This window comes from Pseudomonas sp. Lb2C2, assembly GCF_052112205.1.
Taxonomy (GTDB): Bacteria; Pseudomonadota; Gammaproteobacteria; order Pseudomonadales; family Pseudomonadaceae; genus Aquipseudomonas; species Aquipseudomonas kilonensis.
The window spans coordinates 619,591-633,120 of sequence record NZ_JAUTYW010000004.1 but is presented as its reverse complement, the minus strand read 5'-3'; the positions used below and the strand labels follow the sequence as shown (position 1 = coordinate 633,120).

The following is a 13,530-nucleotide window of genomic DNA, read 5'->3' as shown; positions in this document are numbered from 1 at the left end:
TAGAATCGCGTCCTTTTTCAAGACACTCATTGAATTCCTATGCGTGATCCAGCTCCTTCTGACACATCCAAGCAGCGCGTCATTGTCGGCATGTCCGGCGGCGTGGACTCTTCCGTTTCCGCCCTACTGCTGATCGAGCAGGGTTATGAGGTGGAAGGCCTGTTCATGAAGAACTGGGAAGAAGACGACGGAACCGAATACTGCACCGCCATGGATGACCTGGCGGACGCCCAGGCCGTGTGCGACAAGATCGGCATCAAGCTGCACACTGCCAACTTCGCCGCCGAGTACTGGGACAACGTCTTCGAGCACTTCCTGGCCGAATACAAGGCCGGCCGCACGCCGAACCCGGACATCCTCTGCAACCGCGAAATCAAGTTCAAGGCGTTCCTCGACTACGCCATGATGCTCGGCGCCGACCTGATCGCCACCGGCCACTACGTGCGCCGCCGCGACATCGACGGCCGCACCGAACTGCTCAAGGGCCTGGACCCGAACAAGGACCAGAGCTACTTCCTGCATGCCGTCGGCGGCGAGCAGATCGCCAAGACCCTGTTCCCGGTAGGCGAACTGGAAAAGCCCGAAGTGCGTGCGATCGCCGAAAAACACCAGCTCGCCACCGCCAAGAAAAAAGACTCCACCGGGATCTGCTTTATTGGTGAGCGGCGTTTCAGCGACTTCCTCAAGCAATACCTGCCGGCCCAGCCGGGCGAGATCAAGACGACCGAAGGCGAAGTCATCGGCCGTCACCATGGCCTGATGTACCACACCATCGGCCAGCGCCAGGGCCTGGGCATCGGCGGGCTGAAAGACGCCGGGGAAGAGCCGTGGTACGTGCTGGTCAAGGACCTGGAGCACAACGAGCTGATCGTCGGCCAGGGCAACGACCATCCATGGTTGTTTTCCCGCGCCCTGCTCGCCTCCGACATCTACTGGGTCAACCCGATCGACCTCAGCGAACCGCGTCGCCTGACGGCCAAGGTTCGCTACCGCCAGAGCGACCAGCCCTGCACCCTGGAAAAAACCGCCACGGGCTACCGCGCCACCTTCGATGACCCGCAGCGGGCGGTCACGCCCGGCCAGTCCGTGGTGTTCTATGACGGCGAAATCTGCCTGGGCGGCGGCGTGATCGAAGTCGCAGAGCCTTGGAGCAGCAAGGCATGACCCCCATCCAGGAACAACTGACAGCATTGGGCGGCGTATTTCTCGCCGCCGTGCTGGTGGACAGGATCGCCAAGACCGGCCAGGCCAGCGAAGCGGGCGTGGCCTGCATGCTCGGCAGCCTGCTGGTTCGCGACCCCAAGGACACCCTCGAAGTCTACGGCGGCGATGACCTGAACCTGCGCGAAGGCTATCGTGCGCTGATCGGTGCCCTGGAGCGCGATCCCAGCGCCCTGCAACGCGAACCGCTGCGCTACGCCCTGTCGATGCTGGGCCTTGAGCGCCAGCTGGCCAAGCGCGACGACCTGCTGGAAACCATCGGCAAACGCTTGCCGCAGATCCAGTCCCAGGTCGAGCACTTCGGCCCGTCCCACGAAAACGTCGTCGCGGCCTGCGGCGCGCTGTACCAGGACACCCTGAGCACCTTGCGCCAGCGCATCCAGGTGCATGGCGACATGCGCAACCTGCAGCAACCGAGCAATGCCTCGAAGATCCGCGCCCTGTTGCTGGCCGGGATTCGTTCGGCACGGCTGTGGCGACAGTTGGGCGGCCATCGCTGGCAACTGGTGATCAGCCGGCGCAAATTGCTTAAAGAGCTTTACCCGTTGATGCGCAACGAATAAGTCGCCTCAACCCGTTTTTGTAGTTCGTTACGCGTAATACGCCGGTCAGTTGGCGACGGACCGGCGATTGTTTTCATGTATGATACGCGCCCCATTTCGTTGCCCGACTGTCCGAGAACACCCCATGCAGCTCTCTTCGCTCACTGCGGTTTCCCCTGTTGACGGCCGCTACGCCGGCAAAACCCAGGCCCTGCGCCCGATTTTCAGCGAGTACGGCCTGATCCGTGCCCGCGTCCTGGTTGAAGTGCGCTGGCTCCAGCGCCTGGCCGCCCACCCTGCCATCAGCGAAGTGCCGGCGTTTTCCGCCGAAGCCAACGCGGTGCTCAACACCCTGGCAGAAAACTTTGTGCTTGAGCACGCCGAGCGCGTCAAAGAGATCGAGCGCACCACCAACCACGACGTCAAGGCCATCGAATACCTGCTCAAGGAGCAGGCGGCCAAGCTGCCGGAACTGGCCAATGTCAGCGAGTTCATCCACTTCGCCTGCACCAGCGAGGACATCAACAATCTGTCCCACGCCCTGATGCTGCGCGAAGGCCGCGATGAGGTGATGCTGCCACTGATGCGCCAGACCGCCCAAGCCATCCGCGAGCTGGCGATCCGCTTCGCCGACGTGCCGATGCTGTCGCGCACCCACGGTCAACCGGCTTCGCCGACCACCCTGGGCAAGGAGCTGGCGAACGTGGTCTACCGCCTGGAGCGCCAGATCGCCCAAGTGGCCGCCGTGCCGCTGCTGGGCAAGATCAACGGCGCCGTGGGCAACTACAACGCCCACCTGTCGGCCTACCCGGACATCGACTGGGAAGCCAACGCCCGCGCCTTTATCGAAGACGAGCTGGGCCTGAGCTTCAACCCCTACACCACCCAGATCGAACCGCATGACTACATCGCCGAGCTGTTCGATGCGATCGCGCGCTTCAACACCATCCTGATCGACTTCGACCGTGACATCTGGGGCTACATCTCCCTGGGTTACTTCAAACAGCGCACCATCGCCGGCGAAATCGGTTCCTCGACCATGCCGCACAAGGTCAACCCGATCGACTTCGAAAACTCCGAAGGCAACCTGGGCATCGCCAACGCGCTGTTCCAGCACCTGGCGAGCAAACTGCCGATCTCCCGCTGGCAGCGCGACCTGACCGACTCCACCGTGCTGCGCAACCTGGGCGTGGGTTTTGCCCACAGCGTCATTGCCTACGAAGCCAGCCTCAAGGGCATCAGCAAGCTGGAACTGAACGAGCAGAAGATCGCCGCTGACCTGGACGCCTGCTGGGAAGTCCTGGCCGAGCCGATCCAGACCGTGATGCGTCGCTATAACATCGAAAACCCGTATGAAAAGCTGAAAGAACTGACCCGTGGCAAGGGCATCAGCCCTGAAGCGTTGCAGACTTTCATCGATGGCCTGGACATGCCTGCCGAGGCCCGCGCCGAGCTGAAGAAGCTGACGCCGGCCAACTACATCGGCAACGCGGCGGCACAAGCCAAGCGCATCTGATACACGGCTGTACCTTTGAGACGCCCGGCCGCGCCGGGCGTTTTTATTCGCGTCTGAAAAGTATATTTTTTCAATAGGTTACACATGAATCCTGATATTCCTCTGCAACTTCTGGGCGGCATCACGGCACGGGAGTTCCTGCGTGACTACTGGCAGAAAAAGCCCCTGCTGATCCGTCAGGCGATTCCTGACTTCCAGAACCCGATCGATGCCGACGAACTGGCCGGTCTGGCCTTGGAAGAAGAAGTCGAATCGCGCCTGGTGATCGAACACGGCGAGCGCCCTTGGGAATTGCGTCGCGGCCCGTTCGCCGAAGACGAATTCAGCAAGCTGCCAGAGCGCGAGTGGACCCTGCTGGTACAGGCCGTCGATCAGTTCGTACCGGAAGTCAGCGAGCTGCTGGAGAACTTCCGCTTCCTGCCGAGCTGGCGCATCGACGATGTGATGATCAGCTTCGCCGCCCCAGGTGGCAGCGTGGGCCCGCATTTCGATAACTACGACGTGTTCCTGCTGCAGGGCCATGGCCAGCGCAACTGGAAAATCGGCCAGATGTGCGACTCCGAAAGCCCGCTGCTGCAGCACGCCGACCTGCGCATCCTCGCTGAATTCGAAGCCACTGACGAGTGGACCCTGGAACCGGGCGACATGCTCTACCTGCCGCCGCGCCTGGCGCACTGTGGCGTGGCCGTGGACGACTGCATGACCTACTCGGTGGGTTTCCGTGCGCCGAGCGCCGCTGAAGTCCTGACCCACTTCACCGACTTCCTCAGCCAGTTCCTGCCGGACGAAGAGCGCTACACCGACGCCGACGCGCGCCCTGTAGCCGACCCGCACCAGATCCAGCAGGACGCCCTCGACCGCCTCAAGGGCTTGCTGGCCGAGCACATGAGCGACGAGCGCCTGCTGCTGACCTGGTTCGGCCAGTTCATGACCGAGCCGCGCTACCCGGAACTGGTGGTGGGCCCGGAACTGGAAGAAGACGACCTGCTGGCCAGCCTGGAACAAGGTGCCGTGATCATTCGCAACCCGAGCGCGCGCCTGGCCTGGTCGGAAGTCGATGACGACCTGCTGCTGTTCGCCAGCGGCCAGAGCCGTTACCTGCCGGGCAAGCTGCGCGAGTTGCTGAAAATGATCTGCGCCGCCGACGCCCTGCACATCGAGAACCTCGGTCCGTGGCTGGCCGACGAAGACGGTCGCGGCCTGGTCTGCGAACTGGTCAAGCAAGGCAGCCTGGGGTTCGCCGATGAATAAAATTCACGTTCGTGTCGCAGCCTGGCAAAAGGATAACGCCGAGATCCGGCGCATTCGTGAGACCGTGTTCATTGCCGAGCAGTCCGTTCCACCTGAGCTGGAATGGGATGCCGACGACCAGAGCGCGGTGCATTTTCTGGCGTTTGAAGGCGACTTTCCCATCGGCACCGCCCGCCTGTTGACCGACGGCCATATCGGCCGTGTCTCGGTCCTCAAGGACTGGCGCGGCCTGAAGGTGGGCGATGCGCTGATGCATGCAGTGATCGCCGAAGCCGAGAAACGTGGGCTCCAGCAACAGATGCTCAGCGCCCAGGTGCATGCCACGCCGTTCTATGAGCGACTGGGGTTTGCGGTGGTCAGCGAGGAGTTCCTGGAAGCCGGGATTCCGCATGTGGACATGGTGCGGCGCTCAGCCTGAAACCTGTGGCGAGGGAGCTTGCTCCCGCTGGGCTGCGCAGCGGCCCCTGCTTTTTGGGGTTCGCTTCGCGACCCAGCGGGAGCAAGCTCCCTCGCCACAAAAGCATCATGCAAGCTCAAAACGCCCCGCCATCCACCGATGCCGGGGCGTTTTGCCGTCTAACATTCAACTTGCCCCACCCGGGGCCGACAAACTGGCAATATCAGGCCTTTGTCTCACGGAGAAATGGACATGCTTCTACGCACCCTGCTGACCCTCCTGCTGCTTGGTAGCAGCCTGTCAGCCATGGCCGATACGCAAGTCGTGCCGCTGAACTACCGCACCAGCGCAGACCTGCTGCCGGTGGCGCAGAATTTCATCGGCAAGGACGGCCAGGTCAGCGCCTACGGCAACCAACTGATCGTCAACGCCGAGCCCGGCAAGATCGAAGAACTCCGGCAATTCCTGGCCCAGTTGGACACCGCGCCCAAGCGCCTGCTGATTACGGTCGATACCAACGAAAACAACCTGCAGGGCGACCAGGGTTACTCGATCAACGGTGCCGCGCCCAGCCAGACCCGCATCATCAACCGCAGCACCGCCAGCCGTGACGGCGGCGTGCAGCAGGTGCAAGCCAGCGAAGGCCAGCCGGCGCTGATCCAGGTCGGCCAGAGCGTGCCCTTCACCAGCAGCCAGACCGACAACTACGGCCGCCTGCAAAGCCAGACCGAATACCGCAACGTCACCCAGGGTTTTTATGTCACGGCGAGCGTCACCGGCGAGACCGTTCATCTCAGCATCAGTACCAACCGTGACCGCATGAGCCAGGAACGTCCCGATGTAGTGAACGTTCAGAGTACCAACACAACCGTCAGCGGCCGCCTGGGCGAATGGATCACCCTGGCCGGCGTCAATCGCCAGACTCAAGCCGACAAACAGGGCCTGACCCGCAGCTACTCGACCCAGGGCCGCGACGACATGATTCTGCGGGTCAAGGTCGACACCCTGAACTGAAGCACCAAAAACTGACTGATGAGTCGTATTAGACCAAAGATGTAGTGCCACAAAAAAAGCACTACAAAACGTTTGACGAGGCAAAAAACCGAAGGCATGATGGCCTCGCTCCCGCTAATCAGGGGCCCTGGCAAGGGCCTTCGGGTCGACGCTTGCAACTACCCTGCGAGCCGATTCGTGTCTGTACCGCCCACAAGGTGTGTTTGACGAGGTTGCGACTGGAACGAAGTTGTCCCGAGGGACGGAAGCGTAACTAGGTAACCCGGCATCACTCTGAGTTCGTATGGAGGCCCACGACGCCCGAATGCGCCCGCAGTTCGCCCCTACCTGCTCACTTTCCCCTCGAGCCCATCGTTCATCCCGTCGCCACCCCGCCTGAACCGACTTGCACGCCAACCCCCTGGTCGGCAGGAGCAGGAATTTTCCACCAAGACCTATGCGACGAGGTTTATCTCCATGGCACTGACACGCGAACAGCAAATTGCAGCCCTTGAAAAAGACTGGGCTGAAAACCCGCGCTGGAAAGGCGTGAAGCGCAATTATTCCGCTGCTGACGTCGTCCGTCTGCGTGGCTCGGTTCAACCTGAGCACACCTTTGCGAAGATGGGCGCCGAGAAGCTCTGGAACCTGGTGACCCAGGGCGCCAAGCCAGCCTTCCGTCCCGAGAAAGATTTCGTCAACTGCATGGGCGCCCTGACCGGCGGCCAGGCTGTGCAGCAAGTCAAGGCCGGCATCCAGGCGATCTACCTGTCGGGCTGGCAAGTAGCCGCGGACAACAACTCCGCCGAGTCGATGTACCCCGACCAGTCGCTGTACCCGGTGGATTCGGTTCCAACCGTGGTCAAGCGCATCAACAACTCGTTCCGTCGCGCCGACCAGATCCAGTGGAAAGCCGGCAAGAACCCGGGCGACGAAGGCTACATCGACTACTTCGCGCCGATCGTGGCTGACGCTGAAGCCGGTTTCGGTGGCGTCCTGAACGCGTACGAGCTGATGAAGAGCATGATCGAGGCAGGCGCCGCCGGCGTTCACTTCGAAGACCAACTGGCTTCGGTGAAGAAATGCGGCCACATGGGCGGCAAGGTACTGGTTCCAACTCAGGAAGCCGTGCAGAAGCTGACCGCTGCCCGCCTGGCTGCCGACGTTGCCGGTGTACCGACCATCATCCTGGCCCGTACCGATGCCAACGCCGCTGACCTGCTGACCTCCGACTGCGACCCATACGACCAGCCGTTCGTGACGGGTACCCGCACCCAGGAAGGCTTCTACAAGGTGCGCGCCGGTCTCGACCAGGCCATCGCCCGTGGCCTGGCCTACGCGCCGTACGCCGACCTGATCTGGTGCGAAACCGCCAAGCCGGACCTGGACGAAGCCCGTCGCTTCGCCGAAGCGATCAAGAAGGAATACCCGGACCAACTGCTGTCGTACAACTGCTCGCCTTCCTTCAACTGGAAGAAAAACCTGGACGACGCGACCATCGCCAAGTTCCAGCGCGAACTGTCCGCCATGGGCTACAAGCACCAGTTCATCACCCTGGCCGGCATTCACAACATGTGGCACAGCATGTTCAACCTGGCGCACGACTACGCCCGCAACGACATGACCGCCTACGTGAAGCTACAAGAGCAAGAGTTCGCTGACGCCGCCAAGGGCTACACCTTCGTGGCTCACCAGCAGGAAGTGGGCACCGGCTACTTCGACGACATGACCACCGTGATCCAGGGCGGCACTTCGTCGGTGACCGCACTGACCGGTTCCACCGAAGAAGAACAGTTCCACTGATACACGCCGTAAACGGCCCTTGCGGACCGAGTAAAAGCTAACCGCAAAGCCGATGATCTGAAGCCCCGACTGGTTCGGGGCTTTTTTTTGCCGGTTTTTTCCGCTCCGTTTTTCACACCTTGAAGTGACTGACCAACTGCTGCAACTGGTTACCCAGGCGCGCCAGTTCGATGCTGGAGGCGGCGGTTTCTTCGCTGGCGGAGGCGGTCTGTTCGGATACATCGCGCACGCTCAGGATACTGCGGCTGATTTCCTCGGCCACCGAGCTTTGTTGCACCGCGGCGGCGGCAATCTGTTGGTTCATGGCCTGGATGCCAGAAACCGCCTGGGTAATGTTGCCCAGGGATGTGCCGGCTTTGCCTGCCAATTCCACGCTGCTGTCGGTCAGTTCGCGGCTATTTCGCATGATGCTCGATACCTGGCGCGTGCCGTTCTGCAAGCCCGCCACCAGGCTTTCAATCTCTTCGGTGGAATGCTGGGTACGCTGGGCCAACCCACGGACTTCGTCGGCGACCACGGCAAAGCCGCGCCCGGCGTCACCCGCGCGAGCGGCCTCGATGGCGGCGTTAAGGGCCAACAAATTGGTCTGCTCAGCCACCGCCCTGATCACGTCCATGATCTTGCCGATGCGCCCGCTTTCCTGCTCCAGCTCGTTCATGGCGTCGACGGAGCGCCCGACCTCGCTGGCCAAGCGCTCAATTTGAACGATGGCTTGCGCGACCACCTGGTCGCCGACACGGGCTTGTGCATCGGCCTCTGATGCAGCTGCGCGAGCTTGTTCGGCATTACGCGCGACTTCATGTACGGTGACCGACATTTCGTGCATGGCGGTAGCCACCTGATCGGTCTCGGTCTTCTGACTATTGACCCCGGCACTGGTCTGCTCGGTGACAGCCGATAGCTCTTCGGCGGCACTGGCGATTTGGGTGACGCCATCGCGGATGCCACCGATCAAGTCGCGCAAGGTCGTGCCCATACGCTCGATACCCTGCTGCAAGACACCCAGCTCATCACGACGGGTCACGATCATGTGTTGCGTGAGGTCACCTGCTGCAATGCGATCGACCACAGCCAATGTGTCCTGTAACGGCCGTGTAATCTGGCGGGTGATGATCAGGGCGGCAAAAATCCCCAGCAACATCGCCAAGGCAGTACAGCTCAGTTGCAGGATGCGCGCCTGGGCGCTGTCTTCGTCACGGGAGACCAGTTGGTTGGCATACATTTCGTCAGACAGTCGAGTGATGGTTTCACCCAAATCGACAGTGTCCTGCACCGCCTTGCCAATGGCCTGATTGCTGGCAGTGAAGTCCTGCACCGAACGGCGGTAGGCAATCAGCGCGGTTTCCAACTGCTTGATGGTGTCGGCATAGGTCGGACCGAAAGCGCCGTTGAGGGTTTCGATGCCCTTGAGCGCATTTTCGAGCTGGCGGGCGGCGGCGAGCTCGGTGGCACTGTTGGGGTTGCCGGTATAGCCACGCACTTCATAACGCACCAGTGCCAAGTCCTCTTTTGCCTTGAGGATGACCCTGTACTGCTCGAAACGGCGCTCATCCGAGGCAGGCATTGCTTCTACGTCATTGATGACCTTGGCAATCAGCGCGGCCCCCTTGACCGCGTTGACGCCCATCTCCTTGCGCATGGCCGCGTCATTGCGATAAGCCTCGCGCATCGCATCCAGCGCCACTTGATACTGCGTGCTGGCCTGCTCGATCAGCGCAAGTTTTTTCAGGTTTTCAGGTTTTCTCAACTCGTTTGCGAGGCTTTTCTGCTTGGCGACAAACTGCTCCAGCGACGCCTGGATCAGTGCACCCTTTTGTTCATCTCCCCGGTCCAGCTGGTATTGCAAGCGAGCCCTGCGCAGGTGATCAAGACGGTTGCCGAGTTCGGTGATGCTGGTCATTCGATCAGTACGCTCGATCATTTTCCCCAGGCTGAACCAACCGGTCGCGGCGAGGATAGCGGTCAGAAGCAGCACAACGGCAAAGCCCAAAGCCAGCTTGAGCATAACGCTCATATTCGCGATCCAAGAGTTCATGGCATTCCTTGTGGTCATCAGCCGCGAACGATGAGACCTGGCGCGGCTATCTAAGAAGGGGGCGTTGGCCTAACCAAATATTGGTATAGATGATTAGATGAATGAGGCACAAAGATAGCCATTTGATATCACTTCTTCAAGAGAAGTCGACGACGGATAGATTGTGCGGGGGGCTAGCGAGCAAAAATCGGCACGAGTCTGGTTTTTTCACCCGTTTTTTTTGAAGCAACCTACGCTGTAAGAGCAAGCCTGCATCTGTGGGAGTCAGGCTCGCCTGCGATGAACGATTACGCTGTCTGCCTCGGGACCGCGTTACCGGCATGGCGAGCAAGCTTGGCTCCCACAGGAGCAGTCCCCCACGCAGATCCAACCCTCACCGAGCCCTTCCTCACAAAACTTCGGCGTACGGATAGAAAAATTGATCGAACGCAGTATTGGGCAGTCCGAAAAGGAGTAAAACGTGCGGCGCTGACAATTGCAGTAGCGGCGATGTAAGACAGTCTCTCGGGCACAATACTAAGTACACCGTAGAAAGGCCGCCACAGATAATAATAATTATCATTTGGAAGCCATTATCATTGTTACATTCCGCACGAAATATTATTGCTGAACACACGGTCAACGCCCGCCCGGCCTGGGCCGCGGGGTCATGGAGGCGCGCTATGTCCTTATTCCAATAAATAATTTCGCTATAGGAATTTTACTTGCCCGGTGTTTAGCCATAAAATCACCGCGATTGATTGCTGCGACATATCGTCACTGCGTTATTTCATTCAAGCTCAGAGACCTTTGCTCTCTGTTAAGGATTTCCAGCATGTCCGAAGCGACAGGACTCATGGCCCACAATTGGGGCTTTGCCATTTTCCTTCTGGGCGTTGTTGGCCTGTGTGCTTTCATGCTCGGTGTGTCGAGCCTGCTTGGGTCAAAAGCCTGGGGCCGCAGCAAAAATGAACCGTTCGAGTCCGGCATGCTACCTACCGGTGGCGCCCGCTTGCGGCTCTCAGCCAAATTCTATCTGGTCGCGATGCTCTTCGTGATCTTCGATATCGAAGCCCTCTTTCTCTTTGCATGGTCTGTGTCCGTCCGCGAAAGCGGCTGGACCGGATTCGTCGAAGCTCTCGTTTTCATAGCAATTCTGTTGGCAGGTCTTGTCTACCTTTACCGAGTGGGGGCGCTTGATTGGGCTCCGGAAGCTCGGCGCAAGCGGCAAGCGAAGCTGAAACAATGAGGCTTTGGCAATGCAATACAATCTCACCAGGATCGACCCCGATGCTCCTAACGAGCAGTATCCGATTGGCGAACGGGAAACCGTCGCCGATCCGTTAGAAGATCAAGTCCACAAAAACATCTTCATGGGCAAGCTCGAAGACGTGCTGAACAGCACGGTCAACTGGGGTCGCAAGAACTCCCTGTGGCCGTACAACTTCGGCCTTTCGTGCTGCTACGTGGAAATGACCACCGCCTTCACGGCGCCCCACGACATCGCGCGCTTTGGCGCCGAGGTGATCCGGGCATCGCCACGCCAGGCGGATTTCATGGTTATCGCCGGTACCTGCTTCATCAAGATGGCGCCGATCATCCAGCGTCTCTACGAGCAAATGCTCGAGCCCAAGTGGGTCATCTCCATGGGTTCGTGCGCCAACTCCGGTGGCATGTACGACATCTACTCCGTCGTTCAAGGGGTGGACAAGTTCCTGCCCGTGGACGTCTACGTGCCCGGCTGCCCGCCTCGCCCTGAAGCTTTCCTGCAAGGCCTGATGCTGTTGCAGGAGTCGATTGGCCAGGAGCGTCGCCCACTGTCCTGGGTCGTTGGCGATCAAGGCGTCTATCGCGCCGACATGCCATCGCAAAAGGAACAGCGCCGCGAACAGCGTATCGCAGTCACCAACCTGCGCAGCCCCGACGAAGTCTGATCCAGCTCTGTTCCTCTACAAGAAACGAGAACCTGGCTTCATTCTTTACGTTGACCGAAAGCGATAAATAACCATGACTACAGGCAGTGCTCTGTACATCCCGCCTTACAAGGCAGACGACCAGGATGTGGTCGTCGAACTGAACAACCGTTTTGGCCCCGAGGCGTTCACCGCCCAGCCGACCCGCACCGGCATGCCGGTGCTTTGGGTTGCCCGCGCCAAACTCGTCGAAGTCCTGACCTTCCTGCGCAACCTGCCCAAGCCGTACGTCATGCTCTACGACCTGCACGGCGTGGACGAGCGCCTGCGCACCAAGCGTCAAGGGCTGCCCGACGGCGTCGACTTCACCGTGTTCTATCACTTGATGTCGATCGAGCGTAATAGTGACGTAATGATCAAGGTCGCCTTGTCCGAGAGCGACCTTAGCGTGCCGACCGTGACCGGCATCTGGCCGAACGCCAACTGGTACGAGCGTGAAGTGTGGGACATGTACGGGATCGACTTCCCCGGCCACCCGCACCTGACCCGCATCATGATGCCGCCGACCTGGGAAGGTCACCCGCTGCGCAAGGATTTCCCGGCTCGTGCCACCGAGTTCGACCCGTTCAGCCTGTCCCTGGCCAAGCAACAGCTCGAGGAAGAAGCCGCGCGCTTCAAGCCTGAAGACTGGGGCATGAAGCGTTCGGGCGCCAACGAGGACTACATGTTCCTCAACCTGGGCCCGAACCACCCTTCGGCCCACGGTGCGTTCCGCATCATCCTGCAACTGGACGGCGAAGAGATCGTCGACTGCGTGCCTGACATCGGCTACCACCACCGTGGCGCCGAGAAGATGGCCGAGCGCCAGTCCTGGCACAGTTTCATCCCGTACACCGACCGCATCGACTACCTCGGCGGTGTGATGAACAACCTGCCGTACGTGCTGTCGGTGGAGAAACTGGCCGGGATCAAGGTACCGGAGAAGGTCGACGTCATCCGCATCATGATGGCCGAGTTCTTCCGTATCACCAGTCACCTGCTGTTCCTGGGGACCTATATCCAGGACGTGGGCGCCATGACGCCGGTGTTCTTCACCTTCACCGACCGCCAGAAGGCCTACACGGTGATCGAAGCCATCACCGGTTTCCGCCTGCACCCGGCCTGGTACCGCATCGGTGGCGTTGCCCACGACCTGCCACGCGGCTGGGAAAAGCTGGTCAAGGACTTCGTCGAGTGGATGCCCAAGCGCCTGGACGAATACACCAAGGCCGCCCTGCAGAACAGCATCCTCAAGGGTCGTACCATCGGGGTCGCCGCCTACAACACCAAGGAGGCCCTGGAATGGGGCGTCACCGGTGCCGGCCTGCGTTCCACCGGTTGCGACTTCGACCTGCGCAAGGCACGCCCCTACTCCGGCTACGAGAACTTCGAATTCGAAGTACCGCTGGCGGCCAATGGCGATGCCTACGACCGCTGCATGGTTCGCGTCGAGGAAATGCGCCAGAGCATCAAGATCATCGACCAATGCATGCGCAACATGCCGGAAGGCCCGTACAAGGCGGATCACCCGCTGACCACGCCGCCGCCCAAAGAGCGCACGCTGCAGCACATCGAGACCCTGATCACGCACTTCCTGCAGGTTTCGTGGGGCCCGGTCATGCCGGCCAACGAATCCTTCCAGATGATCGAAGCGACCAAGGGCATCAACAGTTATTACCTGACGAGCGATGGCGGCACCATGAGCTACCGCACCCGGATTCGCACCCCAAGCTTCCCACACCTGCAACAGATCCCTTCGGTGATCAAAGGCAGCATGGTCGCGGACATGATTGCGTACCTGGGTAGTATCGATTTCGTTATGGCCGACGTGGACCGCTAAG

The 13,530-nt window shown here is 60.4% G+C and carries 11 protein-coding genes and 1 pseudogene; 10 read left to right on the top strand and 2 right to left on the bottom strand.

Features of this window, described 5'->3' with window-relative positions; genetic code table 11:
* Nucleotides 1–39: 39 nt before the first annotated feature.
* The 7 genes from mnmA (at nt 40) to aceA (ending at nt 7,723) form a co-directional block, all read left to right on the top strand.
* On the top strand, nt 40–1,164 hold the full coding sequence (mnmA, locus tag Q7F16_RS14825; RefSeq protein ID WP_014337684.1) for a tRNA 2-thiouridine(34) synthase MnmA: 1,125 nt from the start codon (nt 40–42) through the stop codon (nt 1,162–1,164).
* The gene (gene hflD, locus Q7F16_RS14820) at nt 1,161–1,784 is read left to right on the top strand and encodes a high frequency lysogenization protein HflD (RefSeq protein WP_046064955.1); all 624 of its coding nucleotides are present in this window, start codon (nt 1,161–1,163) and stop codon (nt 1,782–1,784) included. The genes mnmA and hflD overlap by 4 nt, the downstream gene beginning before the upstream one ends.
* 124 nt (nt 1,785–1,908) lie before the next feature.
* Nucleotides 1,909–3,279 (top strand): adenylosuccinate lyase, encoded by a 1,371-nt coding sequence (gene purB / locus Q7F16_RS14815; RefSeq protein ID WP_046064954.1) that lies wholly within the window; start codon nt 1,909–1,911, stop codon nt 3,277–3,279.
* A gap of 84 nt (nt 3,280–3,363) precedes the next feature.
* Nucleotides 3,364–4,530: a ribosomal protein uL16 3-hydroxylase gene (locus tag Q7F16_RS14810; RefSeq protein WP_014337681.1), complete on the top strand. Its 1,167-nt coding sequence runs from the start codon at nt 3,364–3,366 to the stop codon at nt 4,528–4,530.
* Nucleotides 4,523–4,948, top strand: a complete 426-nt coding sequence (locus Q7F16_RS14805; protein WP_409557188.1) for a GNAT family N-acetyltransferase — start codon at nt 4,523–4,525, stop codon at nt 4,946–4,948. Before Q7F16_RS14810 ends, Q7F16_RS14805 begins: the two co-directional genes overlap by 8 nt.
* A gap of 231 nt (nt 4,949–5,179) precedes the next feature.
* On the top strand, nt 5,180–5,941 hold the full coding sequence (locus Q7F16_RS14800; protein ID WP_409557189.1) for a secretin N-terminal domain-containing protein: 762 nt from the start codon (nt 5,180–5,182) through the stop codon (nt 5,939–5,941).
* A gap of 456 nt (nt 5,942–6,397) precedes the next feature.
* A complete protein-coding gene (aceA, locus tag Q7F16_RS14795; RefSeq protein ID WP_014337679.1) occupies nt 6,398–7,723 on the top strand; it encodes an isocitrate lyase in 1,326 nt (441 codons plus the stop codon).
* 112 nt (nt 7,724–7,835) lie between these two features.
* On the opposite strand, the gene Q7F16_RS14790 is transcribed toward aceA, so the two are convergent.
* Nucleotides 7,836–8,540, bottom strand: coding sequence for a methyl-accepting chemotaxis protein (locus Q7F16_RS14790; protein ID WP_409557467.1), 705 nt, complete (start codon nt 8,538–8,540; stop codon nt 7,836–7,838).
* Nucleotides 8,541–8,738: 198 nt separating this feature from the next.
* Nucleotides 8,739–9,623, bottom strand: a pseudogene (locus tag Q7F16_RS14785) (methyl-accepting chemotaxis protein); the annotation flags it as partial.
* A 949-nt stretch (nt 9,624–10,572) separates the two neighbouring features.
* On the opposite strand from Q7F16_RS14785, the gene Q7F16_RS14780 reads away from it, so the two are divergent.
* The 3 genes from Q7F16_RS14780 (at nt 10,573) to nuoC (ending at nt 13,529) form a co-directional block, all read left to right on the top strand.
* The gene (locus Q7F16_RS14780) at nt 10,573–10,986 is read left to right on the top strand and encodes an NADH-quinone oxidoreductase subunit A (RefSeq protein WP_003203367.1); all 414 of its coding nucleotides are present in this window, start codon (nt 10,573–10,575) and stop codon (nt 10,984–10,986) included.
* Nucleotides 10,987–10,996: 10 nt separating this feature from the next.
* Nucleotides 10,997–11,671, top strand: a complete 675-nt coding sequence (locus tag Q7F16_RS14775) for a NuoB/complex I 20 kDa subunit family protein (RefSeq protein WP_013693708.1) — start codon at nt 10,997–10,999, stop codon at nt 11,669–11,671.
* 73 nt (nt 11,672–11,744) lie between these two features.
* Nucleotides 11,745–13,529: an NADH-quinone oxidoreductase subunit C/D gene (gene nuoC / locus Q7F16_RS14770; protein WP_018609203.1), complete on the top strand. Its 1,785-nt coding sequence runs from the start codon at nt 11,745–11,747 to the stop codon at nt 13,527–13,529.
* Nucleotide 13,530: the final 1 nt, after the last annotated feature.